Raw genomic sequence first — 26,483 nt, 5'->3', positions numbered from 1 at the left:
GCTTGCCGCCAAACCGTCACATTGCTGCGCGATGCTCGCGACTCCAGCCAGTCGGCCATGGGAGACGCGAGATGCCCCGTCATAGCGATGCCAATGCCCAGCACGTGGATTCGAAAACCCGCCGCAAGCTCGAAGACCAGCGGCGCATGCAATTCCGCCGGGCGATCGAGGACCACTGCGAAGAACTGCGCCTGCGCCAGGAACTGGCCGACTACCCCGATCTGGTAGCCGCCGCCTACCTCAGCTCGAACCGCCAGGGCCGGCGAAGCGCCCAGCGAGCTGGCTGATCAGCGCCCGCTCCTCGCGGACGAAGGCGACGAACGCCTGGGCCACCGGGCTCAGGCGCTTGCCCTTGGCGTGCACCAGGCACCAGCTGCGATAGAGCGGCAATTCCTCCACCGGTAGTTCGCGCAGCAGGCCGTTGGCCAGTTCCTGGTGCGCCGCATGGCGCGGCAGCAGGGCCAGGCCGAGGCCGGCGATCACCCCTTCGCGCAGGGACTCCAGCGAGGCGATCTCCTGGATCTGCGAGAAGTGCGCGCGGCGTTGCTGGAAGAACTCCTCGCAAGCCTTGCGGGTGCCGGAGCCCGGTTCGCGGACCAGTAGCGGGAAGGGCTCCAGGTCCTTCAGGGCCAGCTTCGCGGCGTTGCACAGCGGATGGTCCGGCGGCGCCACGGCGATGATCGGGTTGTTCAGGAAGGGCAGGAACTCCAGGGCCATGTCCTGCGGTACCAGGGACATGATCACCAGGTCGTCGCGGTTGTCGGCCAGGCGCTTGATCACCTGGGTGCGGTTGACCACCGTCAGGCTCAGGCTGACTTCCGGATGCAGGTTCTGGAACGCCTTGAACAGGTGCGGGGTGATGTACTTGGCGCTGGACTCCACCGCCAGGCGCAACTGGCCCTGCAGCGAGCCCTTCAGGTCCGAGAGCTGCATGTCCAGGCTTTCCAGGCGCTGGAACAGGTCGGTGCTGGTCTTCAGCAGGGCTTCGGCGGCATCGGTCAGGTAGAGCTTCTTGCCGACGTACTCGAACAGCGGCTGGCCGACCAGCTCTTCCAGTTGGCGGATCTGCAGGCTGACCGCCGGCTGGGTCAGGGCCATTTCCTCCGCCGCCCGGCTGTAGGAGCGGCTCTCGCATACGGCACGAAAAACCTGAAGCTGCCGTAATGTCATACGCATCAACGACTTACGCATTCCAGTCACACTCTGACCGAGATCGGTCGGGCGACTATAAAGCTTTTCTAATGGCTATCCCAATAATTATTGATTTTTGTTAATCACCCTCACGGGGGTAGGGTAAAAGCGCGACCGGGAGCTGCCTGCCGGTCATGCAGCGACCGGAATATCCGGATCGACCGTACCAGGTTCCCAACCCCGAAGAGGGAGACCTCCGTGATCAAGAAGATCCTGATCGCCAACCGCGGCGAGATTGCCGTCCGCATCGTGCGCGCCTGCGCCGAGATGGGCATCCGCTCGGTGGCCGTCTACTCCGAGGCCGATCGCCACGCGCTGCACGTCAAGCGCGCCGACGAAGCCCACAGCATCGGCGCGGACCCGCTGGCCGGCTACCTCAACCCGCGCGCCCTGGTGAACCTGGCGGTGGAAAGTGGCTGCGACGCCCTGCACCCCGGCTATGGCTTCCTCTCGGAAAATGCCGAGCTGGCGGAAATCTGCGCCGAGCGCGGTATCAAGTTCATCGGCCCGTCGGCGCAAGTGATCCGCCGCATGGGCGACAAGACCGAAGCCCGCCGCAGCATGATCGCCGCCGGCGTGCCCTGCACCCCCGGCACCGAAGGCAACGTCGCCGATCTCGCCGAGGCCCTGCGCGAAGCCGAGCGGATCGGCTACCCGGTGATGCTCAAGGCCACCTCCGGCGGCGGCGGTCGCGGCATCCGTCGCTGCAACAGCCGCGAGGAGCTGGAACAGGCGTTCCCGCGGGTGATCTCCGAGGCGACCAAGGCCTTCGGCAGCGCCGAGGTATTCCTCGAGAAGTGCATCGTCAATCCCAAGCACATCGAGGCGCAGATCCTCGCCGATTCCTTCGGCAACACCGTGCACCTGTTCGAGCGCGACTGCTCGATCCAGCGCCGCAACCAGAAGCTCATCGAGATCGCCCCGAGCCCGCAGCTCACCCCCGAGCAGCGCGCCTATATCGGCGACCTGGCGGTGCGCGCGGCCAAGGCGGTGGGCTACGAGAACGCCGGCACCGTGGAGTTCCTGCTCGCCGACGGCGAGGTGTACTTCATGGAGATGAACACCCGGGTCCAGGTGGAGCACACCATCACCGAGGAAATCACCGGCATCGACGTGGTCCGCGAGCAGATCCGCATCGCTTCCGGGCTGGAGCTGTCGGTCAAGCAGGACGACATCGTCCATCGCGGCTACGCCCTGCAGTTCCGCATCAACGCCGAGGACCCGAAGAACAACTTCCTGCCCTCGTTCGGCAAGATCACCCGCTACTACGCCCCCGGCGGCCCCGGCGTGCGTACCGACACGGCGATCTACACCGGCTACACCATCCCGCCGTACTACGACTCGATGTGCCTGAAGCTGATCGTCTGGGCGCTGACCTGGGAAGAGGCCCTCGATCGCGGCCTGCGCGCCCTCGATGACATGCGCGTGCAAGGGGTCAAGACCACCGCGCCGTACTACCAGGAAATCCTCCGCAACCCGGAATTCCGCAGCGGCCAGTTCAACACCAGCTTCGTCGAAAGCCACCCGGAACTGACCCAGTACTCGATCAAGCGCAACCCGTCGCACCTGGCCATCGCCATCGCCACCGCCATCGCGGCCCACGCCGGCCTGTAAGGGAAGGAGCAGAACATGAGCAACACCATCCAAGCGAAGAAGACCGGCGTCACCGATACCATCCTGCGCGATGCCCACCAGTCGCTGCTGGCGACCCGCATGCGCACCGAGGACATGCTGCCGATCTGCGACAAGCTCGACCGCGTCGGCTACTGGTCGCTGGAAGTCTGGGGCGGCGCCACCTTCGACGCCTGCGTGCGCTTCCTCAAGGAAGACCCGTGGGAGCGTCTGCGCAAGCTCAAGGCGGCGCTGCCCAACACCCGCCTGCAGATGCTCCTGCGCGGGCAGAACCTGCTCGGCTACCGCCACTACAGCGACGATGTGGTGCGCGCCTTCGTGGCCAAGGCGGCGGTCAACGGCATCGACGTGTTCCGCATCTTCGACGCGATGAACGACGTGCGTAACCTGCGCGTCTCCATCGAGGCGGTGAAGGCCGCCGGCAAGCACGCCCAGGGCACCATCTGCTACACCACCAGCCCGGTGCACACCATCGAGGCCTTCGTCGCCCAGGGCAAGGCGATGGCCGACATGGGCGTCGACTCCATCGCCATCAAGGACATGGCCGGCCTGCTCACCCCCTATGCCACCGGCGAGCTGGTCAAGGCCCTGAAGGACGCCCTGCCGCTGGACGTGGTGGTGCATTCCCACGACACCGCCGGCGTCGCCAGCATGTGCCAGCTGAAGGCCGTGGAAAACGGCGCCGACCGTATCGACACGGCGATCTCCAGCATGGCCTGGGGCACCAGCCACCCGGGCACCGAGTCGATGGTCGCGGCGCTGCGCGGCACCCCCTACGACACTGGCCTGGACCTGGAGCTGATCCAGGAGATCGGCATGTACTTCCACGCGGTGCGCAAGAAGTACCACCAGTTCGAGAGCGAATTCACCGGCGTGGATACCCGCGTGCAGGTCAACCAGGTGCCGGGCGGGATGATTTCCAACCTGGCCAACCAGCTCAAGGAGCAGGGAGCGCTGAACCGTATGGGCGAGGTGCTCGAGGAAATCCCGCGGGTCCGCGCCGACCTCGGTTTCCCGCCGCTGGTGACGCCGACTTCGCAGATCGTCGGCACCCAGGCGTTCTTCAACGTGCTCGCCGGCGAGCGCTACAAGACCATCACCAACGAGGTGAAGCTGTATCTGCAAGGCCGCTATGGCAAGGCTCCCGGCGAGGTCAACGAGCAACTGCGGCGCCAGGCCATCGGCAGCGAGGAAGTCATCGACGTGCGCCCGGCCGACCTGATCAAGCCGGAGCTGAACAAGCTGCGCAGCGAGATCGGCAACCTGGCCAAGTCCGAGGAAGACGTACTCACCTACGCGATGTTCCCGGACATCGGGCGCAAGTTCCTCGAAGAGCGTGAGGCCGGCACCCTGAAGCCCGAGGAACTGCTGCCGATTCCCACCGGCAAGGGCGTCGCCGCCGCTGGCGCGGAAGGCACCCCGACCGAGTTCGTCATCGACGTGCACGGCGAGACCTACCGCGTCGACATCACCGGGGTCGGCGTGAAGAGCGACAACAAGCGGCACTTCTACCTGTCCATCGACGGCATGCCGGAAGAAGTGGTGTTCGAGCCGCTCAACGAATATGTCGCCGGCTCCGCCAGCGGCCGCAAGCATGCCAGCGAGCCGGGCCACGTCAGCACCACCATGCCGGGCAACATCGTCGACGTGCTGGTGAAGGAAGGCGATAGCGTCAAGGCCGGCCAGGCGGTGTTGATCACCGAGGCGATGAAGATGGAAACCGAGGTCCAGGCCGGCATCGCCGGTACGGTCAAGGCGATCCACGTGGCCAAGGGCGACCGGGTCAACCCGGGCGAGATCCTGATCGAGATTGCGGGCTGACCGCGACAGACGGTTAAAGTCCCTGGGGGAGCATGATGCTCCCCTTTTTTTATCGGCATCGGTTGCCGCGTCGGCCGGCTGTTCGCCCTGCCAGGGTGCGCCCGGCGCGCGCGCCGCCTAGAATGCCGCCTCTGCCCAACGGCGCGTCGCGCCGCAGGCGCTGACTATCGGGAAGTCCAGGTGTCGTCCTCTCCAGCTCAAACGCCCAGCCGCCGGCCCTCGCTGCTCGGCGGTTCGATGATCATCGCCGGCACCGCCGTCGGCGCCGGAATGTTCTCCCTGCCCATCGCCATGTCCGGCATCTGGTTCGGCTGGTCGGTGGCGGTGTTCCTGCTCACCTGGTTCTGCATGCTGCTGTCGGGGATGATGATCCTCGAGGCCAACCTCAACTACCCGGTGGGCTCGAGCTTCTCGACCATCACCCGCGACCTGCTCGGCCAGGGCTGGAATGTGGTCAACGGGCTGAGCATCGCCTTCGTCCTCTATATCCTCACCTATGCCTATATCTCCGGCGGCGGCTCGATCATCGGCTACACCCTGTCCAGCGGCCTCGGCGTGACCCTGCCGGAAAAGCTCGCCGGGCTGCTGTTCGCCCTGGCGGTGGCGCTGGTGGTGTGGTGGAGCACCAGCGCGGTGGACCGCATCACCACGCTGATGCTCGGCGGCATGATCATTACCTTCGGCCTCTCCATCAGCGGCCTGCTCGGGCGCATCCAGCCGGCGATCCTGTTCAACAGCGGCGAGCCGGACGCGGTCTACTGGCCCTACCTGCTGGCGACCCTGCCGTTCTGCCTGACTTCCTTCGGTTACCACGGCAACGTGCCGAGCCTGATGAAGTACTACGGCAAGGACCCGCAGCGGATCAGCCGTTCGTTGTGGATCGGCACCCTGATCGCCCTGGCCATCTACCTGCTGTGGCAGGCCAGCACCCTGGGCACCATCCCGCGCGAGCAGTTCAAGGGCATCATCGCCGGCGGCAGCAACGTCGGCACCCTGGTGGAATACCTGCACCGGATCACCGCGTCGGATTCGCTGAACGCGTTGCTCACCACCTTCTCCAACCTGGCGGTGGCCAGCTCCTTCCTCGGCGTGACCCTCGGCCTGTTCGACTACCTGGCCGACCTGTGCAGGTTCGACGACAGCCACTTCGGGCGCTTCAAGACCGCGTTGCTGACCTTCGTCCCACCGACCATCGGCGGGCTGCTGTTCCCCAACGGCTTCATCTACGCCATCGGTTTCGCCGGGCTGGCCGCGGCGTTCTGGGCGGTGATCGTTCCGGCGCTGATGGCGCGGGCCTCGCGCAAGCGCTTCGGCAGCCCGCTGTTCCGCGCCTGGGGCGGCACGCCGGCGATCGTGCTGGTGCTGCTGTTCGGCGTGGCCAACGCGGTCGCGCACATCCTGGCCAGCCTGCACTGGCTGCCGGAGTACCGTTGAGCGACCGGCAGTCCCTGCCAGGGGCTAGTCGCGCAGCGCCTCCAGCGTCTGCCGCTGGCGGCCTTCGGCGTCGAAGTTGGAAGGATCGAGCCAGCGCTCGAACGCCGCCTGTCGCGCCGGCCATTCGCTGTCGAGCAGGGAGAACCAGGCGGTGTCGCGGTTGCGCTGCTTGACCACCATGTGCTGGCGGAAGGTGCCTTCGTAGGTGAAGCCCAGGCGCTCGGCGGCGCGCATCGAACGGGCGTTGCCGGCATTGCACTTCCACTCCAGGCGGCGGTAGCCGAGGCGGCCGAGGGCGAGTTCGGCGAGCAGGTAGACCGCCTCGGTAGACCCCGGTGTGCGCTGCATCGGCGCGCCGAAGGCGATATGGCCGATTTCGATGACGCCATCCTTCGGCGTGATCCGCAGGTAGCTGAGCAGGCCGACGGCGCGCTGCGTGCGCCGCTCGCGCACGGCGAAGAACAGCGGGTCGCGGCTGGCCGCCTGGCCGGCCAGCCAGGCGTCGAACGCCGGGCGCTCGGCGAACGGGCCGTAGGCCAGGTATTCCCACAGCAACGGGTCGGCGCCAGGCCCTTGCAGGGCGTCCCACAGGTCGTCGCCGTGGCGTTGCGGATCGAGCGGTTCGAGCTTGACGAAGCGGCCGTCGAGCGGGGCGTGGGGTGGAGTGGCGACGGGGCGCCAGTTCAAGGGTTCGCGCATGGTGGGCCTCAGAGAATCCTGCGGTACTGAAGGAAACCGGACTTGTCGGCGATGCGCTCGTACAGCTTCATCGCGTCGCTGTTGCTCTCGTGGGTCAGCCAGTGCACCCGCGAACAGCCAGCGGCGCCGGCCTCGGCGTAGACATGCTCGATCAGCCGGCGCCCTATGCCTTCGCCGCGCAGGCCCTCGGCGACGAACAGGTCCTGCAGGTAGCAGTAGTCGCCGACGGTCCAGCAGGAGCGGTGGTAGATCCAGTGCACCAGGCCCACGGCGCGCTCGTCGAGCCAGGCGAGGGCGGCGTTCATCGGTTCGTCGGCGTCGAGGAAGCGCTGCCAGGTGGCGTCGCTGGTAGCGGCGGCGATCTCGGTCTTGTAGAAGCGCTGGTAGCCCTCCCACAGCGGCAGCCAGGCGGCGTGGTCGCCGGCGCCGACGGGGCGAATCTGCAGGGACGTGCTCATGGCTCGGTTCCATGTCCGGGTAAAGGTGCCTCCAGACTAGGCCGGGAAATGGTCCGCTAGAAGATCCATTGCTGGTCAATTCCACAGGTCCAATCCACACTGGCGCTTTCTTCCCTCCGAGACCGCCATGGCCACCGTACTGCCCTTCGACGCCGCCGGCATCCACCTCGACCCCGCCCAGGGCCTGGCCCGCCAGCTCTACGCCGCGCTGCGCGAACGGATCCTCGACGGCCGCCTCGGCAGCCGCACGCGGATGCCCGCCAGCCGCGAGCTGGCCCAGGCCCTGAAGGTCTCGCGCAACACCGTGGTGCGGGCCTATGAACAGTTGCACGCCGAGGGCTATATCGACGGGCGCACAGGCGACGGCACCTACGTTGCCGAGTTGCAGGAAATCCCAGGCAGGGCCCCCGCCGTCGCCCCGAGCGCTCCCGCGCCGCGCGGCCCGGCGGCCCTGGCGCCGCCACCGGAAGGCGCGCCGCGAGCGTTCCGCGTCGGCGTGCCGGCCTTCGACCTGTTCCCCTTCGACACCTGGGCGCGGCTACAGGCGCGCTTCTGGCGCAACCCGCCGGCGGACTGCCTGGGCTACGGCGACCCGGCCGGCGAGGCGCGCCTGCGCGAGCTGATCGCCGCCTACCTGCGCAGCGCGCGCGGCCTGCGCTGCGAGGCGGAACAGGTGATCGTCACCCATGGCGCGCAGCAGGCCATCCGCCTGTGCGCCCAGGTGTTGCTCGAGAACGGCGATCCGGTGGCTGTGGAAAACCCTGGCTACCGCGCGGCGCGCCTGGCCTTCGCCGCGACCGGCGCGGTACCGCACGGGATCGACCTCGACGCCGAGGGCCTGCGCAGCGACCGGCTCGCGGGCATTGCCGGCTGCCGCCTGGCCTATGTCACGCCGTCGCACCAGTACCCCACCGGCGTCACCCTGTCGCTGGCGCGGCGCCTGGAGCTGCTGGAGTGGGCCGAGCGCGCCGACGGTTGGATCGTCGAGGACGACTACGACGGCGAGTATCGCTACAGCGGTACGCCGCTGGCGCCGCTGGCCGCGCTGGACCGACAGGGCCGGGTGCTCTACGTCGGGACCTTCTGCAAGATCGCCTTCCCGGCGTTGCGCCTGGGCTACCTGGTGGTCCCGCCGGCGCTGGTCGAGCGCTTCCGCCAGCGGCGGGCCATCGAGGTACGCCATTCGGAGGTGGGCACCCAGCGGGTCATGGCCGACTTCATCGCCGAGGGGCATTTCCAGCGCCACGTCCGCCGCATGCGCCGCGCCGCCCGCGCCCGCCGCGACGCCTTGCTGCGGGGCTGGCCAGAGGCGCCGGGTTGCCAGCCGTTGCCGGCGGTGGAGGCGGGGCTGCACCTGTGCGTGCGGGTCGACAGCCTGGCGCGCGAGCGGGCCCTGATCGCCGCGGCGGCAGCCGCCGGGGTGGAAGTCAGCGCCTTGAGCGACTACTGGATGGACGACTCCAGCGTTGCGCCAGACGACCGCGCGGGCCTGGTGCTGGGCTTCGCGGCAGTACCCGAGGCGCGTATCGATGAGGCGCTGCGGGCGTTGCGCAAGGCCTGGCGGCGGGAGGCCCTGGTTGGACCCGTCGTCGCGACTGACTAGAATGCCCCCGGATCACCCTCGCGCCCAGGAGTAGCCATGAGTGTCGCCCTTTCCGCCGCGCCCGAGCGCAAGCTCGCCGCCCCCCTGATCGCCTTCGCCCTGCTGGTGCTCGGCGGGCTGTTCCTGTTCAACGCGGTCAGCGCGCGCCAGGCCATCCTCTTCATCGTCGGCGGCGCCCTGGGCCTGACCCTCTACCATGCCGCCTTCGGCTTCACCTCCGCCTGGCGGGTATTCATCCGCGAACGGCGCGGCGCCGGGCTGCGTGCGCAGATGGTGATGCTGGCGCTGGCGGTGCTGCTGTTCTTCCCGGCGCTGGCGGCGGGCAGCCTGTTCGGCCAGCCGGTGAGCGGTTTCGTCTCGCCGGTTGGCACTTCGGTGATCGTCGGCGCCTTCATTTTCGGCATCGGCATGCAACTGGGCGGCGGCTGCGCCTCCGGCACCCTGTTCACCGTCGGCGGCGGCAACGCGCGGATGCTGGTGACCCTGCTGTTCTTCATCCTCGGCTCGCTGATCGCCACCCAGCATGTCGGCTGGTGGTTCGCCCTGCCGTCGCTGCCGCCGATCTCGCTGGTCGCCGAACTGGGCCTGGCACCGGCGCTGGTGTTGAGCCTGGCGGTGTTCATCGGCATCGCCGGGGTCACGGTACGCATGGAGAAGGCCCGCCACGGCACCCTGGAAACCCCGCCGAGCGCCGAATGGCGGGGTTGGCGGCGCTTCCTCCGCGGCCCCTGGCCGCTGGTCTGGGGCGCGTTGGCGCTGGCGCTGCTCAACTTCCTCACCCTGTACCTCGCCGGACGCCCCTGGGGCATCACGTCGGCCTTCGCCCTGTGGGGCGCGAAGATCGCCCAGGGCGTGGGCCTGGACGTCGGCGCCTGGGCCTTCTGGCAGACGCCGGCGAACGCCAAGGCGCTGGCCGCGCCGCTGTGGGAAGACATCACCAGCGTGATGGACATCGGCATCGTCCTCGGCGCGCTGCTCGCCGCCGGCCTGGCCGGACGCTTCGCGCCGAACCTGGACATCCCGCGCCGTTCGCTGGCGGCGGCGGTGATCGGCGGGCTGCTGCTCGGCTACGGCGCGCGCCTGGCCTATGGCTGCAACATCGGCGCGTATTTCAGCGGGATCGCGTCCGGCAGCCTGCATGGCTGGTTGTGGTTGGTGGCGGCGTTTGCCGGCAACAGCGTCGGGGTACGGGTATTGAGGCCCTATTTCTTCCCGGAGGAGCGGCGGGAGCAAGGGTTGACGGGGTGTTGAGAGGGGATATGCCTTCGTAGGACGTATGACGCGGACGTTATCCACAGGTGAGCGCAGCCACACAACACCTCGGCAACGGGGAAGATCTGCGGGCCGTCTTGAGCGGTGAAAAAAAGAAGGGACACCGCAGGTCGCCGTGTCCCTCAGAGTGTAGAGAGGGAAAGTTGGTATCCCTCTCGACCGGTGAGCGTGGCGCCGCGGCTGGGCCGGGGCGCCGGGTATAAAAGAAGGGATGAAGGGTATCCATCCCTAAAGGTCGAGGGGGTAGTACTCCCCCTCTACCGGTGAGCCTTCTTCGATCGGCTGCGCTGCGGCCCGGCTGCGTCGATAGCCGGACCTGGGCGCGCTCGATCTCGTATCGGATCAGGCGCGCAGTGGAATCAGGCGCGGCGCGATCATGTTTTCCGGCAGCAGGATGTCGGCCAGGGTGGCTTCGTCCAGCAGCTTTTCCTCGCGTACCAGTTCCAGTACGCCGCGGCCGCTCTCAAGGGCGGTCTTGGCGATCCGCGTGGAGTTCTCGTAGCCGATGTACGGGTTCAGCGCGGTGACCAGGCCGATGCTGTGCTCGACCAGTTCGTGGCAGCGCTCGACGTTGGCGGTGATGCCGGTGATGCAGTGCTCGCGGAGCATGTCCATGGCGCGTTGCAGCAGGCGGATCGAGTCGAAGATCTTGTAGGCGATCAGCGGCTCCATCACGTTCAGTTGCAACTGGCCGCCTTCGGCCGCCAGGGTCAGGGCGAGGTCGTTGCCGATCACTTCGAAGGCGACCTGGTTGACCGCTTCCGGGATCACCGGGTTGACCTTGCCCGGCATGATCGAACTGCCCGGCTGGCGCGGCGGCAGGTTGATCTCGTTGATGCCGGTGCGCGGGCCGCTGGAGAGCAGGCGCAGGTCGTTGCAGATCTTCGACAGCTTGACCGCGGTGCGCTTGAGCATGCCGGAGAACAGCACGAAGGCGCCCATGTCGGAGGTGGCTTCGATCAGGTCGGCGGCCGGCTTCAGCGGCTGCCCGCTGATGGCGGCCAGGCGCTCGACGGCGAGCTTCTGGTAGCCGGGGTCGGCGTTGATGCCGGTGCCGATGGCGGTGCCACCGAGGTTCACTTCGGTGAGCAGCTCCGGCGCCAGGCGACGCAGGCGGTCGAGGTCTTCGCCGAGGGTGGTGGCGAAAGCGTGGAATTCCTGGCCGAGGGTCATCGGCACGGCGTCCTGCAACTGGGTGCGGCCCATCTTCAGTACGCCGGCGAATTCGACGCCCTTGGCGGCGAAGGCCTGGATCAGGCTGTCGAGGCTGGCCAGCAGGGTGTCGTGGCCGAGCAGCAGGCCCAGGCGGATGGCGGTCGGGTAGGCGTCGTTGGTCGACTGCGCCATGTTCACATCGTTGTTCGGGTGCAGGTACTTGTACTCACCCTTGGTGTGGCCCATGGCTTCCAGCGCGATGTTCGCGATCACTTCGTTCGCGTTCATGTTGGTGGAGGTGCCGGCGCCGCCCTGGATCATGTCCACCACGAACTGCTCGTGGAAATCGCCGCGGATCAGGCGGGCGCAGGCCTCGCTGATGGCGGCGTGCTTGTCTTCCGGGAGATGGCCGAGCTGACGGTTGGCGTCGGCGGCGGCCTGCTTGACCATGGCCAGGGCAACGACCAGCTTCGGGTAGTGCGACAGCGGCACCCCGGAGAGGCGGAAGTTGTTCACGGCGCGCAGGGTCTGGATGCCGTAGTAGGCGTCAGCGGGCACTTCGAGGGTGCCGAGCAGGTCTTTCTCGATACGGGAAGATGCAACGGGGGACATGACGGGATTTGTCTCAGAGGGACACGGCCAGTGCCGCGATGCCCACTAGACTAAGGATGTGACGATTTCGTGGCCAATGCTGTTAAACGCTGCCTCATGCACAAACGGCATAATGTTGGATGTGACGCTGGTATGATGGCGGACGTGTCATCGCATTACCGGAGCCTTTCCCGTCGTGAACCTCGAACTGAAGTGGCTGGAGGATTTCATCGCCCTGGCCGGCACCCGCAGCTTTTCCCAGGCGGCGGAGAAACGCTTCGTCACCCAGCCGGCCTTCAGCCGGCGCATTCGCAGCCTGGAGGACGCCCTCGGCCTGACCCTGGTGAATCGCCAGCGCACGCCGGTGGAACTGACCGAGGCCGGGCAGCTGTTCCTGGTCACCGCGCGCAGCGTGGTCGAGCAGCTCGGCCAGGTGGTGCGCCACCTGCACCACCTGGAAGGCGGGCAGGGCGAGGTGCTGCAGTTCGCCGCCGCCCACTCGCTGGCGCTGGGCTTCTTCCCGCAGTGGATCGCGCGGCTGCGCAACGAGGGGCTGAACATCGCCAGCCGGCTGATCGCCACCAACGTCGGCGAGGCGGTGCATTCCCTGCGCGAGGGTAGCTGCGACCTGATGCTGGCGTTCTACGACCCTGACGCCGCGTTGCAGATGGACCCGGAGATCTTCCCCTCGCTGCACCTGGGGCGCACCGAGATGCTGCCGGTTTGCGCGGTGAACGCCGAGGGCCAGCCGCTGTTCGACCTGGAGAACGGCCAGAGCGTGCCGCTGCTCGCCTACAGCGCCAGCGCCTTCCTCGGCCGCGGGGTCAACCTGCTGCTGCGCCAGCGCAACCTGCGCTACACCACGGTCTACGAGACGGCGATGGCCGACAGCCTGAAGAGCATGGCGCTGCAAGGCATGGGCGTGGCCTGGGTGCCACGGCTGAGCGTGGTCAACGAACTGGAGCGCGGTGAGCTGGCGATCTGTGGCGGGCCGCAATGGTTCGTGCCGCAGGAAATCCGCCTGTACCGCTGCGCGCTGGTACGCAAGGCGGCGATCCGCCTGCTCTGGCGCAAGCTGGAAGGCGGGCTGGGCAGCGTCGAGTAGACAGGCAAGGGCGGCGCCGGGACGCCGCCCCGCAGGTCACATCTCGAGGACGATGCGCCCCTCGATCTGCCCGGCGCGCATCTGGTCGAGGATCTGGTTGATGTCGTCCAGCTTGCCCGGATGGATGGTCGCCTTGACCAGGCCTTCGCCGGCAAAGTCGAGGGCTTCCTGAAGGTCCGCGCGGGTGCCGACGATGGAGCCGGCGATGTGCAGGCCCTTGAGCACCACGTCGAAGATCGGCGTCGGGAAGTCACCCGGCGGCAGGCCGACCAGGGCGATGGTGCCGCCGCGGCGCGCCATGCCGATGGCCTGGCCGAAGGCGCTGTTGGATACCGCGGTGACCAGCACCCCGTGGGCGCCGCCGATGTCGCGCTGGAGCACCTCCACCGGGTCTTCCTGCCGGGCGTTGACCGTCAGGCTGGCACCGAGCTTGCGCGCCAGTTCCAGCTTGGCGTCGTCGATGTCGATGGCGGCGACGTGCAGGCCCATGGCCCTGGCGTACTGCACGGCGACGTGGCCGAGGCCACCGATGCCGGAGATCGCCACCCACTGGCCGGGGCGCGCGTTGGTCTGCTTGAGCCCCTTGTAGACGGTGACGCCGGCGCAGAGGATCGGCGCGATTTCAGCGAATTCGACGTTTTTCGGCAGAATTCCGACGTAGTTCGGGTCGGCCAATACGTATTCGGCATAGCCGCCGTTCACCGAGTAGCCGGTGTTCTGCTGGCTCTCGCAGAGGGTCTCCCAGCCGGTCAGGCAGTGCTCGCAGCAGCCGCAGGCGGTGTACAGCCAGGGGATGCCGACCCGGTCGCCTTCCTTCACCCGGGTCACTCCGCTGCCCACCGCGGCGACGTAGCCGACGCCTTCGTGACCGGGAATGAACGGCAACGGCGGCTTCACCGGCCAGTCGCCCTCGGCGGCGTGCAGGTCGGTGTGGCAGACGCCGGAGGCTTCGATCTTCACCAGTACCTGCCCGGGGCCGGGCAGCGGAACCTTGACTTCCTCGATCCGCAGCGGCGCGCCGTAGGCGTGCACGACCGCGGCTTTCATGGTCTGTGGCAGGGTCATGGTCATCTCCTTGGACGGGGCTGAGCGCCTGTCGCGGCGCCTTTGACGGGCACCGCGACAGGCTGCGGAACCGGCGCGGCCGCCGCTCCCTCGGAGCGCGCCGCGACAACCAGTCTGGCCGCTCGTGGCAGGCGCGCATTGAGTTGCGGCAAGTTTCCCGCCATGGCGCGAAAAAACGGGACGGACGGTAGCCCCCGGCGCGCGCCCGGCCTGCCTTTGCGGTATACTGCGCCGCCTTCGAACCGGCACTGCCCGCCGGCTCGGCCCAGTACAAGCCACGCCCCTCGACGAAGCGTGGCTTGTTGGTTTCTGACGCGCCGGACGGCGCATTTGAGAGAGGCACGACGATGAGCGCACTGGTTGGCGTGATCATGGGTTCCAAATCGGACTGGAGCACCCTCAGTCACACCGCGGACATGCTGGACAAGCTGGGCATCCCCTACGAAGTGAAGGTGGTTTCCGCCCACCGCACCCCGGACCTGCTCTTCCAGTACGCCGAGGAAGCCGAAGGCCGCGGCCTCGAAGTGATCATCGCCGGCGCTGGCGGCGCCGCCCACCTGCCGGGCATGTGCGCGGCCAAGACCCACCTGCCGGTACTCGGCGTGCCGGTACAGTCGTCGATGCTGTCGGGTGTCGACTCGCTGCTCTCCATCGTGCAGATGCCCGCCGGCGTACCGGTCGCCACCCTGGCCATCGGCAAGGCCGGCGCGGTCAACGCGGCGCTGCTCTCGGCGAGCATCCTCGGCGCCAAGCACCCGCAGTACCACGAGGCGCTGAAGCAGTTCCGCGCCAACCAGACCGAAACCGTGCTGGACAATCCCGACCCGCGCGATGCGTGAGACAGGCTCTGAGAAGGTAAGGCTCGAACCATGAAAATCGGTGTCATCGGTGGCGGCCAGCTGGGCCGCATGCTGGCCCTGGCGGGAACCCCGCTGGGCATGAACTTCGCTTTCCTCGACCCGGCGCCGGACGCCTGCGCGGCCTCTCTGGGCGAGCACATCCGCGCCGACTACGGCGACCAGGAGCACCTGCGGCAACTGGCCGACGAGGTCGACCTGGTGACCTTCGAGTTCGAGAGCGTGCCGGCGGAAACCGTGGCCTTCCTCTCCCAGTTCGTGCCGGTCTACCCGAACGCCGAGTCGCTGCGCATCGCCCGCGACCGCTGGTTCGAGAAGTCGATGTTCAAGGACCTCGGCATTCCCACTCCGGACTTCGCCGACGTCCAGTCCCAGGCCGACCTCGATGCCGCCGCAGCCGCCATCGGCCTGCCGGCGGTGCTCAAGACCCGCACCCTGGGCTACGACGGCAAGGGCCAGAAGGTCCTGCGCCAGCCGGCCGACGTGCAGGGCGCGTTCGCCGAACTGGGCAGCGTGCCGTGCATCCTCGAGGGCTTCGTGCCGTTCACCGGGGAAGTCTCGCTGGTGGCGGTGCGCGCTCGCGATGGGGAGACGCGTTTCTACCCGCTGGTGCACAACACCCACGACAGCGGCATCCTCAAGCTCTCCGTGGCCAGCAGCGCGCATCCGTTGCAGGCGCTGGCCGAGGACTACGTCGGCCGTGTGCTGGCCCGGCTCGACTACGTCGGCGTGCTGGCCTTCGAGTTCTTCGAGGTGGACGGCGGCCTGAAGGCCAACGAGATCGCCCCGCGCGTGCACAACTCCGGGCACTGGACCATCGAAGGCGCCGAGTGCAGCCAGTTCGAGAACCACCTGCGCGCCGTCGCCGGCCTGCCGCTGGGCTCGACCGCCAAGGTCGGCGAGAGCGCGATGCTCAATTTCATCGGCGCGGTGCCCCCGGTGGCTCAGGTGGTCGCCGTCGCCGACTGCCACCTGCATCACTACGGCAAGGCCTTCAAGAACGGCCGCAAGGTTGGCCATGCCACCCTGCGCTGTGCCGACCGGGCGACGCTGCAGGCGCGCATCGCCGAGGTCGAGGCGCTGATCGAGGCGTGAGCGATTGCCGTCCGCCCATCCTTGGGTTGGCGGGCGGCACTGAACCCAAGGCTTTTCTACACTGTCCCATGGCAGGCGCAATACATGCGCATACACCCGTAAGGAGGGACTGTCATGGGATTAATCGGAACCATCATCGTCGGACTGATCGTTGGTCTCGTTGCACGCTTTCTGAAGCCAGGTGACGACAGCATGGGCTGGATCATGACCATCCTGCTCGGCATCGGCGGTTCGCTGCTGGCCACCTACGGCGGCCAGGCGATCGGCTTCTACCAGGCCGGTCAGGCGGCCGGTTTCATCGGCGCGGTGGTCGGCGCCGTCGTACTGCTGGTCATTTACGGCCTGATCAAGAAGAATTGATGGCTCTGGCCGGCCCCCGCGGGGGCCGGCGTTTCCTCACTTCGCCGGTATTCCCGCCATCATGCGCCGCTTCCCGTTCGCCCGCCTGTTGCTGCTCGCCCTGTTGTCCTCACCCCTGGCCCACGCCGAACTGCCCGAGACCGACTGGCTGGAACTGATGCCGCCGGCCGACCGCAAGGCGCTGGAAGAAATGCCCGACATCATCCACGACACCCCGGAGGCCGCCGGCACCTTCACCAGCAAGGGGGGCCTGAAGCAGTCGGACCGAAAGATGCCGGCGGTGATGTATTCGGCCAAGACCGTCGCCAGCCTGGATGGCAAGGCGATCCGCCTCGGCGGCTACCCGGTGCCGCTGGAGAACGACGCCAAGGGCCGCGTCACCGAATTCTTCCTGGTGCCCTATCCGGGCGCCTGCATCCACGTGCCGCCGCCGCCGCCGAACCAGATCGTCCTGGTGCGTTATCCACAGGGGCTGAAGCTGACCGATATCTACACCCCGCTGTGGGTCAGCGGCACGCTGAAGATCGAGCAGGTGAGCAATGACCTGGCCGATGCCGCCTACGCCATCGACAAGGCGCGGGTGAAGGTGGTGGAGGAAGCGGACCTGTAGGGCCGGCACCTGCGCAACGGTCCATGGCGGACGATGCGAGCCGCGCCGTCCGCTCGCCGACCCGCTCAGGGTCGTTTCAGCGGCTCGCTCCAGATCTGCACGCCAAAGCTTTCGTTGCGCCCGGGGGCGACCACCATGAGGTCGTTCCAGACCCGCCCGGTCTCGATGCAGAGCATCTGCTGCCAGGCGTCGTCGGCGAACTGCGAGAGACGCCGGGACTTGTCCACCCAGGGGTTCCAGACCACCGCCGAGCGCGAGTCGAGGGCGTGCAGGTGGATGCTGCGTTCCCAGCGCGGGTCCTTGATCAGCAGGTCGCGTTCGAGACCGAGGTAGATGCGATCCAGTTCGCCCTTGACCCGTACCGCGCCGTGCTGAGTGCGTTCTTCCCAGTTCTCCAGGGTCTCGATGTAGCGCGCGCCTTCCAGGCCCTCGATGGCGATCTCGCGGCTGTCGCTGACCGCGAAGTAGGTGTGCAGTGCCTGGCTGAGCACCAGCGGCTTGCTGCCGAGGTTCTCGCTGGTGAGTCGCAGGGTCAGGCGCTCGCCGAAGCGGAACAGCATGCGCAGCGCCGCCGGGTGCGGCCAGCCGGGGAGGCCATCGGGGGCGTCGAGACGGAAGCTGACGCAGAGGTCGCCGTCCTCCTCGGCGATGTCGTCGATTTCCCAGTCGACCGCCCGGACCAGCCCGTGGGCGGGCGCCTTCAGGCCATCTTCCACCTGGCCGCGGACTTCCTGCGGGTTGCGCTCCAGCGGACCGAACCACGGCCAGCACACCGGCACCCCGCCGCGTACCGACTGCCCGCGCCGGTAGCCGGCCTCGTCGCTGAGCCAGACCAGCGGCGGCTGTTCGTGGGGCTGGTAGCTGAGCAGTTGCGCGCCCTGCTGGGCGATCAGCGCCTCGCCATGGGCGGTGTGGATGCGCCAGCAGGCCAGGTCGTCGACCTGTACCTGTTCGACGCGGTTGATCGGGCTATCGGTGTTCATGGCGGTCTCCGGGAGGCGAATGGATGGCAGCAGTATCACCGATCCATTTTATCGCCGGCAGTTCCCCCGGATAGCGCCAACGAAGACGCGGCCCGTAGGCCGCGTCGGTTGTTGCCGGTGGTTCAGGCCGCGCGGAACAGGTTGTGCGGGTCGATGACGAATTTCTTCGGCACCCCGGCGTCAAACTCGCCGTAGCCTTTCGGCGCATCGTCGAGGGTGATGACTTCCACCCCGACGATGTCGGCGATCTTGATCCGGTCCCACATGATCGCCTGCATCAGCTGGCGGTTGTACTTCATCACCGGGGTCTGGCCGGTATGGAAGCTGTGCGACTTGGCCCAGCCCAGGCCGAAGCGGATGCTCAGGGCGCCGTGCTTGGCGGCCGCGTCCACCGCGCCCGGGTCTTCGGTGACGTACAGGCCGGGGATGCCGATCTTGCCGGCGACCCGGGTGATGCCCATCAGCGAGTTGAGCACGGTGGCCGGGGCTTCCTGCTGCGAGCCCGAATGGCCGTGGCCGCGCGCCTCGAAACCGACCGCATCGACCGCGCAGTCGACCTCCGGCTCGCCCAGTAGAGCGGCGATCTGTTCGTGCAGCGGGGTGTCCTTGGACAGGTCGGCGATCTCGAAGCCCTGTTTCTTGGCGTGGGCCAGGCGGGTCGGGTTGACGTCGCCGACGATCACCACCGCCGCGCCGAGCAGGCGTGCCGAGGCCGCCGCGGCCAGGCCGACCGGACCGGCGCCGGCGATGTAGACCGTGCTGCCCGGGCCGACGCCGGCGGTGACCGCGCCGTGGTATCCGGTGGGGAGGATGTCCGAAAGGCAGGTCAGGTCGCGGATCTTCTCCATCGCCGCTTCGCGGTTGGGCAGTTTCAGCAGGTTGAAGTCGGCGTAGGGCACCAGCACGTATTCGGCCTGGCCGCCGACCCAGCCACCCATGTCGACGTAGCCGTAGGCGCCGCCGGCACGCGCCGGATTGACCGTCAGGCAGACGCCGGTGTGCTGTTCCTTGCAGGTACGGCAGTGGCCGCAGGCGACGTTGAACGGTACCGAGACCAGGTCGCCGATCTTCATGGTTTCCACGCCACGCCCGATCTCCACCACCTCGCCGGTGATCTCGTGGCCCAGCACCAGGCCTTCCGGCGCGGTGGTACGGCCGCGCACCATGTGCTGGTCGGAGCCGCAGATGTTGGTGGAGACCACCCGCAGGATCACCCCGTGGTCGATCTGCCGGCCCTGCGGGTCCTGCATCTTCGGATAGGGAATGTTCTGCACCTCGACCTTGCCCGGGCCGAGATAGACCACACCACGATTGCCAGACATACGCGTTTCCTCTTTGTCGTTGTGGGTACAAATGCGCGGCGTCCACGGCCGCGCGGCTTTGCACTGGAAAGTCGTCTGTTGCGCGACAGGGCCGGAGAATGCTGGCAGCCGGCGGGCTGTCGGTGTTGCTCGGGACGCGAGGCCGTGGGAAGCGCCCCTCTCCCTGGCCCTCTTCCTTCAGCGAGGGTTGGGAAGAGAGGGCGCGCTTACAGCACCACGGTCCGATTGGCGTTGAGGAATACCCTCCGCTCGATGTGGTAGCCCACCGCCCGCGCCAGGGTCAGGCACTCGATGTCGCGGCCCTTGGCGATTAGGTCCTCGGGGTAGTGGGCGTGGTCGACCGTCTCGACGCCCTGGGCGATGATCGGCCCTTCGTCGAGGTCGTTGTTGATGTAGTGGGCGGTGGCGCCGACCAGCTTCACGCCCTTCTGGTAGGCCTGGTGGTACGGCTTGGCGCCCTTGAAGCCGGGCAGCAGGGAGTGATGGATGTTGATCGCCCAGCCGTCCAGGCGCCGGCACAGTTCCGGCGACAGCACCTGCATGTAGCGAGCGAGGATCACCAGCTCGGCGCCACTCTCTTCGAGCACCTGCCAGACCCTGGCTTCCTGGGCCGGCTTGTCGTTCGGGTCGAGCGGGAAGTGGTGGTAGGGAATGCCGTGCCAGCGCGCCAGCGGCTCCAGGTCCGGGTGATTGGAAATCACCGCCACCACGTCCATCGGCAACTGGCCGATGCGCTGGCGGTAGAGCAGGTCGTTCAGGCAGTGGTCGGCCTTGGAAACCATGATCGCCACCTGGCTGCGGTAGCCCGGCGCGGTCAGCTCGGTACGCATGCCGAACGGTGCCACCCGTTCGGCCAGTCCGGCGCGGAAGGAGGCTTCGTCGAAGCCGTCGCCGGCGCGGAACTCCACGCGGATGAAGAAGCGTTGCGCCAGGCGGTCGTCGAACGAGTGGTGCTCGGTGACGTAGCAGCGCTGCTCGAAGAGGTAGCGCGTCACCACGTCGACGGTGCCCAGCAGGCTGGGACTGTCGGCGGTGAGGATCCAGGTGTCGGGGGTACGGCTCATCGCGAGGCTCCGGGTCCGGTATCCCCTCTCGGGGAGAGGGGAAGGCTGCTCATGCCGCTACCTGCAGGCCGTATTCGGCGCTGGCGTCCTGCAACCAGAGCCAGAAGTAGTCGGCGAAGCTGCGGCGCACGACCAGCTCCCAGGTGTCCTCGCCGGTATGGCGGATCACGCATTGCGACTTGGCGAAGATGCTGCCGACCGCCTTGCCCACCGGGAAGTTGCTCGGATGCACGTCGTAGCTGGTGGATTTCATCAGCAGTTCGCGGACGTTCGCTCCGCTCAGTTCGAGCAGCGTCTGCCCGCCGCTGACGTTGACCACCGCGTAGTGCAGCTCCTCGCCCAGGGCCTGGCGCAGGCGCTGTTCGACGGCGTATTCCTCGCCGCCGGGGACGATCAGCAACCATTCGTCCGGGGCCAGCCATTGCAGCGAGGTCTCGCCGCTGGCGACCAGGGTCAGGGCCACCGGCAGTTCCAGGCCGAGGGCCTGGTGCACGGCGGCGGCGAAGGCCGGGTCGGCGGCATCGCCGCGCAGCACCAGGTGGCCGAGCAGCTTCTTCTCGCGCAGGACGATACCGGCCTTCGCGGCGGTCTTGCCGGCGAGCTTGTGCAGCTCGGCATGGTGCAGCGGCGATTCGGCGTGGACGCCGGGTTCGGGGCGTTGCTGGTAGACGTTTGCCTTGCTCATTCGTTTTCACCTTGGGGCGCCGCGCGCCCTGGTAGCCTGTCTGCCTTCTCCCTTCGGGAAGAGGGCCGGGGAGAGGAGCGCATCCCTCTCCGGTCAATCCACGTTCTGCCGCTCCCCTTTGGGGTCGTAGAACACCGAGGAGCAGATCTCCGCCTCGATGAAGCGGCCGTCCGCCAGCGGCGCGTAGACCTTCTGGCCCATGCGCTTGAGGCCGCCTTTCACCACCGCCAGGGCGAAGCCGTGGCCGAGGCTGGCGCTCATGTAGCTGGAGGTGACGTGGCCGACCATCTTCATCGGGATCGCCTGCTGGGTGTCGAACACCAGTTGCGCGCCTTCGGGCAGTACCTCCTGCGGGTTGCTCGGCCTGAGTCCGACCAGTTGCTTGCGATCCTCGCGCAGGCAGTCGGCGCGGTTCATGCCGCGCCAGCCGATCCAGGAGAACGGCTTGCTGCGGCCCACCGCCCAGCCCATGTTGAGATCGTCCGGGGTGACCGAGGCATCGGTGTCCTGGCCGACGATGATGAAGCCCTTCTCGGCGCGCAGGACGTGCATGGTCTCGGTGCCGTAGGGCGTCAGGCCGTACTTCGCGCCGTGCTCGGCGAGCGCTTCGAGCACGCCCATGGCGTAGTCGGCCTGGACGTTCACCTCGTAGCTCAGCTCGCCGGTGAAGGAGATGCGGAACACCCGCGCCGGCACCCCGGCGACCTTGCCTTCCTTCCAGGTCATGAAGGGGAAGGCATCCTTGTCCAGGTCGATGTCGGTGACTTCGGCGAGCAGCTTGCGGCTGTTCGGGCCGGACAGGGTGAGGGTCGCGTAGTGGTCGGTGACCGAGGTGAAGTACACCTTCAGCTCCGGCCATTCGGTCTGGTGGTACAGCTCCAGCCACTCCAGTACGCGGGCGGCGCCGCCGGTGGTGGTGGTCATGACGAAGTGGTTGTCGGCCAGGCAGGCGGTCACGCCGTCGTCGAAGACCATCCCGTCTTCCTTGCACATCAGGCCGTAGCGCGCCTTGCCGACGTCGAGCTTGGTCCAGGCGTTGGTGTAGACCCGGTTGAGGAACTCCCGCGCGTCCGGGCCCTGGATGTCGATCTTGCCCAGGGTCGAGGCGTCGAGCAGGCCGACCGCCTCGCGCACCGCGCGGCATTCGCGGGCCACGGCGGCGTGCATGTCCTCGCCGCGGCGCGGGAAGTACCACGGCCGCTTCCACTGGCCGACGTCTTCGAACTCGGCGCCGTTCTTCACGTGCCAGGCGTGCAGGGCGGTGAAGCGCACCGGTTCGAACAGGTGCCCGCAGTGGCGGCCGGCGACGGCGCCGAAGGTCACCGGGGTGTAGTTCGGACGGAACATGGTGGTGCCGGTGTCGGCGATGCTCTTGCCCTGGGCCCGCGCGGCGATCGCCAGGCCGTTGATGTTGCCCAGCTTGCCCTGGTCGGTGCCGAAGCCCAGCGCGGTGTAGCGCTTGACGTGCTCGATGGACTCGAAGCCCTCGCGGCAGGCCAGTTCGATGGCGGCGGCGGTGACGTCGTTCTGCGGATCGACGAACTGCTTCGGTGCGCGTGCCGTGGGCTTCTCGTGGGGCACCTGGAACAGCGCGACGGACGCTTCCTCGCGGCGCGGCTGGACCTTCGGCAGGCTGCCGGCGGTGGTCTTGTAGCCGGCGTCGAGGGCGGCGCGACTCCCGGCCTGGTAGCCGTCGGCGAGCACCTCGGCGAGCCCGAACACGCCGTTCACGGCGCCGGCGCAGATGCGCTTCTGCAGGCCTTCGCCGGGGACGAAGGCGAGGATTTCCTCGCGCCATTCCGGCTTGCCGCCCAGGTGCGAGGCCAGGTGCACGACCGGGCTGTAGCCGCCGGAGCTGGCGATCAGGTCGCAGTCCAGCCATTCGCCGCCGCTGGCGCGCATGGCCTGCAGGTCGATCCGGGCGACCTTGGCGCCGCTGACCCGCTTGCCGCCGCGAGCCTCGATCACCGAACTGCCAGTGATCACCCGCATACCGCGTTGGCGTGCTTCCTCGATCCACTCGCCGCGCGGATTGGCCCGGGCGTCGGCGATGGCCACCACTTGCAGGCCGGCTTCCTGCCAGTCGAGGGCGACGCGGTAGGCGTAGTCGTTGTTGGTGGCCAGCACCAGTTTCTTGCCCGGTGCCACGCCGTAGCGCCGTACATAGGTGGAAACCGCGCCGGCGAGCATGTTGCCGGGCAGGTCGTTGTTGCCGTAGACCAGCGGCCGCTCATGGGCGCCGGCGGCCAGTACCACGCGCTTGGCGCGTACGCGGTGCACGCGCTGGCGGACCTGGCCGAGCGGGGCGACCTCGCCGAGGTGGTCGGTGCGCCGCTCGTGGATGGTGAGGAAGTTGTGGTCGTGGTAGCCGTTGACCGTGGAGCGCGGTAGCAGGATGACTTCCGGCAGGCCTTGCAGCTCGGCCACGGCGTCCGCGACCCACTCGGCGGCGGGCTTGCCGTCGAGGGTCTCGCGGGTGTCCAGCAGGCTGCCGCCGAACTCTTCCTGCTCGTCGGCGAGAATCACCCGCGCGCCGCTGCGAGCGGCGGCGAGGGCGGCGGCCAGGCCGGCCGGGCCGCCGCCGACCACCAGCACGTCGCAGTGGTGGTTCATCCAGTCGTAGCTGTCCGGATCGACCTCGGTCGGCGCGCGGCCCAGGCCGGCGGCCTTGCGGATGTACTTCTCGTAGGTCATCCACATCGACTGCGGGTACATGAAGGTCTTGTAGTAGAAACCAGGCGGCATCAGCTTGCCGCCGACCTTGCCGAAGATTCCCATCAGGTCGTTCTGCACGTTCGGCCAGCCGTTGGTACTGGTGGCCACCAGGCCGCCGTAGAGGGCCTGCTGGGTGGCGCGTACGTTGGGGATGTGGGTGGCTTCGCGGGAGCCGATCTGCAGGATCGCGTTGGGCTCCTCGGCGCCGGCGGCGACGATGCCGCGCGCCCGCGAGTACTTGAAGCTGCGGCCGACGATGTCGACGCCGTTGGCCAGCAGCGCGGCGGCCAGGGTGTCGCCGGCATAGCCCTGGTAGTGCTGGCCGTTGAAGCTGAAGGTCAGCGGGCGGTTGCGGTCGATGCGGCCGCCGCTGGACAGGCGATTGATCTGGCTCATGCCGGTTCCCCTTGTACGGCGGGTTTCTTCTCACCGTCGGCGACGACGCTGGGCTGCTCGCCGATCAGGTAGGTCTCGAGGATCTCGTAGGTCACCGTATGGCGGGTGACGTTGAAGTACTTGCGGCAGCCGGCGGCGTGCACCCACAGCTCGTGATGGAGGCCGCGCGGGTTGTCGCGGAAGAACATGTAGTCGCCCCATTCCTCGTCGCTGCAGGCGTTCGGGTCGAGCGGGCGCGGGATGTGGGCCTGACCCTTGGCGTGGAATTCCTCTTCGGAACGCAGTTCGCCGCAGTGGGGGCAGAAGATATTCAGCATTTTGTAGCCTCCGGAAACTGTTCTTGCCGGTTGACCGGCACCCTCTCCCTGAAGGGCGAGGGGCAGCGGATTTCGCCCTTCGGGCGGCTTTTGTCAGTGCGCCACTGCCGCCGCGCCGTGCTCGTCGATCAGCGCACCGCTGTGGAAGCGTTCGATGGAGAAGGGCGCGGCCAGCGGATGCGGTTCGCCCTTGGCCAGGGTGGCGGCGAAGACGTTTCCGGAGCCGGGAGTGGCCTTGAAGCCGCCGGTGCCCCAGCCGCAGTTGAAGAACAGGTTCTGCACCGGAGTCTTGCCGATGATCGGGCAGGCGTCCGGGGTGGTGTCGACGATGCCGCCCCACTGGCGGTTCATGCGTACCCGCGAGAGCACCGGGAACATCTCGACGATGGCTTGCAGGGTGTGCTCGATCACCGGGTAAGAGCCGCGCTGGCCGTAGCCGTTGTAGCCGTCGATGCCGGCGCCGATGACCAGGTCGCCTTTGTCCGACTGGCTGATGTAGCCATGCACGGCGTTGGACATGATCACGCTGTCGATGATCGGCTTCAGCGGCTCGGAGACCAGCGCCTGCAACGGGTGCGACTCCAGCGGCAGGCGGAAGCCGGCGAGCCTGGCCATGTGCCCGGAGTTGCCGGCGGTGACCACGCCGACACGGCGCGCGCCGATGAAGCCGCGGTTGGTCTCGACGCCGATCACCGCGCCGTCCTGCTTGCGGAAGCCAGTGACTTCGGTCTGCTGGATCAGGTCCACGCCGAGGGCATCGGCGGCGCGGGCGAAGCCCCAGGCCACCGCGTCATGGCGGGCGACGCCGCCGCGACGCTGGATGGTCGCGCCCATGATCGGGTAGCGGGTGTTCTTGCTGCAGTCCAGGTAGGGAATCTCCTCCGCCACCTGCTGCGCGTTCAACAATTCGCCGTCGACGCCGTTGAGGCGGTTGGCGCTGACCCGGCGCTCGCCGTCGCGCATGTCCTGGAGGGTGTGGCAGAGGTTGTAGACCCCGCGCTGGGAGAACATCACGTTGTAGTTGAGGTCCTGGGACAGGCCCTCCCACAGCTTCATCGCGTGTTCGTAGAGCAGCGCGGACTCGTCCCACAGGTAGTTGGAGCGCACGATGGTGGTGTTGCGCGCGGTGTTGCCGCCGCCCAGCCAACCTTTCTCGACTACCGCCACGTTGCTGATGCCGTGTTCCTTGGCCAGGTAGTAGGCGGTGGCCAGGCCGTGCCCGCCGCCGCCGACGATGACCACGTCGTAGACCGGCTTCGGCGTGGGCGTGCGCCACATGCGTTGCCAGTTCTCGTGATGGCTCAGTGAATGCTTTAACAGGCCGAAGCCGGAGTAGCGTTGCATGTGGATGCTCCTGAACTGTTGCTCCCTCTCCCGCGGAGAGGGTTGGGCCGGGGCGCGTCGGGCTCCCCGACCGTCTTCGGGGGGGCTCAGCGATAGACCGGGAAGTCCGCGCAGAGACCGGCGACCTGGGTGGCGACCTTGGCCTCCACGTCGGCATCGCCGAGGTGGTCGAGGATGTCGCAGATCCAGCCAGCCAGTTCGCGGCTCTGCGCTTCCTGCAGCCCGCGGGTGGTGATGGCCGGGGTGCCGATGCGGATGCCGGAGGTGACGAACGGGCTCTGCGGATCGTTCGGCACGGCGTTCTTGTTCACCGTGATGCCGACCCGGCCGAGGGCGGCGTCGGCTTCCTTGCCGGTCAGGCCCTGGCGCACCAGGCTGATCAGCATCAGGTGGTTGTCGGTGCCACCGGAAACCACGTCGTAGCCGCGCCCGATGAACACCTCGGCCATCGCCTTGGCGTTGCGGATCACCTGCGCCTGGTAGTCCTTGAAGCCCGGCTCCAGCGCTTCCTTGAAGCACACCGCCTTGGCCGCGATCACGTGCATCAGCGGGCCGCCCTGGGCGCCGGGGAATACCGCGGAATTGAGCTTCTTCTCGATCTCCTCGTTGGCGCGCGCCAGGATCAGGCCGCCGCGCGGGCCGCGCAGGGTCTTGTGGGTGGTGGTGGTGACCACGTCGGCGAAGGGGATCGGGTTCGGGTAGAGGCCGG

General features: G+C 67.8%; 23 protein-coding genes and 1 pseudogene. 11 read left to right on the top strand and 13 right to left on the bottom strand.

What is annotated here, in order from left to right:
• Nucleotides 1-71 precede the first annotated feature (71 nt).
• Nucleotides 72-287, top strand: a complete 216-nt coding sequence (locus LJF27_RS14915; protein ID WP_003117619.1) for a PA3496 family putative envelope integrity protein — start codon at nt 72-74, stop codon at nt 285-287.
• Here LJF27_RS14915 and pycR read toward each other — a convergent pair.
• Complete coding sequence (pycR, locus tag LJF27_RS14910; protein WP_003121355.1) at nt 241-1,176, bottom strand: LysR family transcriptional regulator PycR; 936 nt, start codon at nt 1,174-1,176, stop codon at nt 241-243. The two genes, LJF27_RS14915 and pycR, sit on opposite strands and share 47 nt — an antisense overlap.
• Before the next feature lie 213 nt (nt 1,177-1,389).
• Between pycR and LJF27_RS14905 the strand changes: the two genes are divergently transcribed.
• From LJF27_RS14905 to mtr, 3 genes are all read left to right on the top strand, one after another.
• The gene (locus LJF27_RS14905; protein ID WP_003096848.1) at nt 1,390-2,805 is read left to right on the top strand and encodes an acetyl-CoA carboxylase biotin carboxylase subunit; all 1,416 of its coding nucleotides are present in this window, start codon (nt 1,390-1,392) and stop codon (nt 2,803-2,805) included.
• Between the two features lie 15 nt (nt 2,806-2,820).
• On the top strand, nt 2,821-4,644 hold the full coding sequence (gene oadA / locus LJF27_RS14900; RefSeq protein ID WP_023098255.1) for a sodium-extruding oxaloacetate decarboxylase subunit alpha: 1,824 nt from the start codon (nt 2,821-2,823) through the stop codon (nt 4,642-4,644).
• A gap of 180 nt (nt 4,645-4,824) precedes the next feature.
• Complete coding sequence (gene mtr, locus LJF27_RS14895; protein ID WP_025297629.1) at nt 4,825-6,078, top strand: tryptophan permease; 1,254 nt, start codon at nt 4,825-4,827, stop codon at nt 6,076-6,078.
• A 24-nt stretch (nt 6,079-6,102) separates the two neighbouring features.
• Here the strand turns inward: mtr and LJF27_RS14890 are convergent, their stop codons facing one another.
• Nucleotides 6,103-6,777, bottom strand: coding sequence for a GNAT family N-acetyltransferase (locus LJF27_RS14890; RefSeq protein WP_003096837.1), 675 nt, complete (start codon nt 6,775-6,777; stop codon nt 6,103-6,105).
• 8 nt (nt 6,778-6,785) lie between these two features.
• Nucleotides 6,786-7,235 (bottom strand): GNAT family N-acetyltransferase, encoded by a 450-nt coding sequence (locus LJF27_RS14885; RefSeq protein WP_003096834.1) that lies wholly within the window; start codon nt 7,233-7,235, stop codon nt 6,786-6,788.
• Nucleotides 7,236-7,362: 127 nt separating this feature from the next.
• On the opposite strand from LJF27_RS14885, the gene LJF27_RS14880 reads away from it, so the two are divergent.
• Nucleotides 7,363-8,838, top strand: a complete 1,476-nt coding sequence (locus LJF27_RS14880; RefSeq protein WP_003136388.1) for a PLP-dependent aminotransferase family protein — start codon at nt 7,363-7,365, stop codon at nt 8,836-8,838.
• Nucleotides 8,839-8,874: 36 nt separating this feature from the next.
• Nucleotides 8,875-10,089, top strand: a complete 1,215-nt coding sequence (locus LJF27_RS14875) for a YeeE/YedE family protein (protein WP_003106317.1) — start codon at nt 8,875-8,877, stop codon at nt 10,087-10,089.
• A 363-nt stretch (nt 10,090-10,452) separates the two neighbouring features.
• Here the strand turns inward: LJF27_RS14875 and aspA are convergent, their stop codons facing one another.
• A complete protein-coding gene (gene aspA, locus LJF27_RS14870) occupies nt 10,453-11,877 on the bottom strand; it encodes an aspartate ammonia-lyase (protein ID WP_003096822.1) in 1,425 nt (474 codons plus the stop codon).
• 175 nt (nt 11,878-12,052) lie between these two features.
• Here aspA and LJF27_RS14865 point away from each other — a divergent pair, with 175 nt between their 5' ends.
• Nucleotides 12,053-12,961, top strand: coding sequence for a LysR substrate-binding domain-containing protein (locus LJF27_RS14865; RefSeq protein ID WP_003096819.1), 909 nt, complete (start codon nt 12,053-12,055; stop codon nt 12,959-12,961).
• A 36-nt stretch (nt 12,962-12,997) separates the two neighbouring features.
• Here LJF27_RS14865 and adhP read toward each other — a convergent pair whose 3' ends face one another.
• Nucleotides 12,998-14,026 carry an alcohol dehydrogenase AdhP gene (adhP, locus tag LJF27_RS14860; RefSeq protein ID WP_003096816.1) on the bottom strand — a complete coding sequence of 343 codons (1,029 nt, stop codon included), beginning with the start codon at nt 14,024-14,026 and terminating at the stop codon, nt 12,998-13,000.
• A gap of 347 nt (nt 14,027-14,373) precedes the next feature.
• Between adhP and purE the strand changes: the two genes are divergently transcribed.
• The 4 genes from purE to LJF27_RS14840 all read left to right on the top strand — a co-directional run bounded on the left by purE (nt 14,374) and on the right by LJF27_RS14840 (nt 16,948).
• Nucleotides 14,374-14,865, top strand: coding sequence for a 5-(carboxyamino)imidazole ribonucleotide mutase (purE, locus tag LJF27_RS14855; RefSeq protein ID WP_003106314.1), 492 nt, complete (start codon nt 14,374-14,376; stop codon nt 14,863-14,865).
• 30 nt (nt 14,866-14,895) lie between these two features.
• Nucleotides 14,896-15,978 carry a 5-(carboxyamino)imidazole ribonucleotide synthase gene (locus LJF27_RS14850; protein ID WP_003117624.1) on the top strand — a complete coding sequence of 361 codons (1,083 nt, stop codon included), beginning with the start codon at nt 14,896-14,898 and terminating at the stop codon, nt 15,976-15,978.
• Between the two features lie 114 nt (nt 15,979-16,092).
• The gene (locus tag LJF27_RS14845) at nt 16,093-16,338 is read left to right on the top strand and encodes a GlsB/YeaQ/YmgE family stress response membrane protein (RefSeq protein WP_003096795.1); all 246 of its coding nucleotides are present in this window, start codon (nt 16,093-16,095) and stop codon (nt 16,336-16,338) included.
• A 61-nt stretch (nt 16,339-16,399) separates the two neighbouring features.
• Nucleotides 16,400-16,948, top strand: a complete 549-nt coding sequence (locus LJF27_RS14840; RefSeq protein ID WP_003117625.1) for a DUF3299 domain-containing protein — start codon at nt 16,400-16,402, stop codon at nt 16,946-16,948.
• 65 nt (nt 16,949-17,013) lie between these two features.
• Here the strand turns inward: LJF27_RS14840 and LJF27_RS14835 are convergent, their stop codons facing one another.
• The 8 genes and pseudogenes from LJF27_RS14835 to glyA all read right to left on the bottom strand — a co-directional run.
• Nucleotides 17,014-17,970 carry a D-hexose-6-phosphate mutarotase gene (locus tag LJF27_RS14835; RefSeq protein WP_229601853.1) on the bottom strand — a complete coding sequence of 319 codons (957 nt, stop codon included), beginning with the start codon at nt 17,968-17,970 and terminating at the stop codon, nt 17,014-17,016.
• An 83-nt stretch (nt 17,971-18,053) separates the two neighbouring features.
• On the bottom strand, nt 18,054-19,253 hold the full coding sequence (gene fdhA / locus LJF27_RS14830; RefSeq protein ID WP_003096788.1) for a formaldehyde dehydrogenase, glutathione-independent: 1,200 nt from the start codon (nt 19,251-19,253) through the stop codon (nt 18,054-18,056).
• Between the two features lie 206 nt (nt 19,254-19,459).
• The gene (locus LJF27_RS14825) at nt 19,460-20,317 is read right to left on the bottom strand and encodes a formyltetrahydrofolate deformylase (RefSeq protein ID WP_003096786.1); all 858 of its coding nucleotides are present in this window, start codon (nt 20,315-20,317) and stop codon (nt 19,460-19,462) included.
• A gap of 49 nt (nt 20,318-20,366) precedes the next feature.
• Nucleotides 20,367-21,002, bottom strand: a complete 636-nt coding sequence (soxG, locus tag LJF27_RS14820) for a sarcosine oxidase subunit gamma family protein (protein WP_003096784.1) — start codon at nt 21,000-21,002, stop codon at nt 20,367-20,369.
• A 93-nt stretch (nt 21,003-21,095) separates the two neighbouring features.
• A complete protein-coding gene (locus LJF27_RS14815) occupies nt 21,096-24,113 on the bottom strand; it encodes a sarcosine oxidase subunit alpha (protein ID WP_023116839.1) in 3,018 nt (1,005 codons plus the stop codon).
• On the bottom strand, nt 24,110-24,430 hold the full coding sequence (locus LJF27_RS14810; protein WP_003096781.1) for a sarcosine oxidase subunit delta: 321 nt from the start codon (nt 24,428-24,430) through the stop codon (nt 24,110-24,112). Before LJF27_RS14810 ends, LJF27_RS14815 begins: the two co-directional genes overlap by 4 nt.
• Nucleotides 24,431-24,523: 93 nt before the next feature.
• Nucleotides 24,524-25,774: a sarcosine oxidase subunit beta gene (locus LJF27_RS14805; protein ID WP_003096779.1), complete on the bottom strand. Its 1,251-nt coding sequence runs from the start codon at nt 25,772-25,774 to the stop codon at nt 24,524-24,526.
• A gap of 86 nt (nt 25,775-25,860) precedes the next feature.
• Nucleotides 25,861-26,483 (bottom strand): annotated as a pseudogene (gene glyA / locus LJF27_RS14800) (serine hydroxymethyltransferase); the annotation flags it as partial.

Source organism: Pseudomonas sp. 203-8 (assembly GCF_020708595.1).
GTDB lineage: Bacteria > Pseudomonadota > Gammaproteobacteria > Pseudomonadales > Pseudomonadaceae > Pseudomonas > Pseudomonas aeruginosa.
This window is presented reverse-complemented; position numbering and strand designations above follow the sequence as displayed.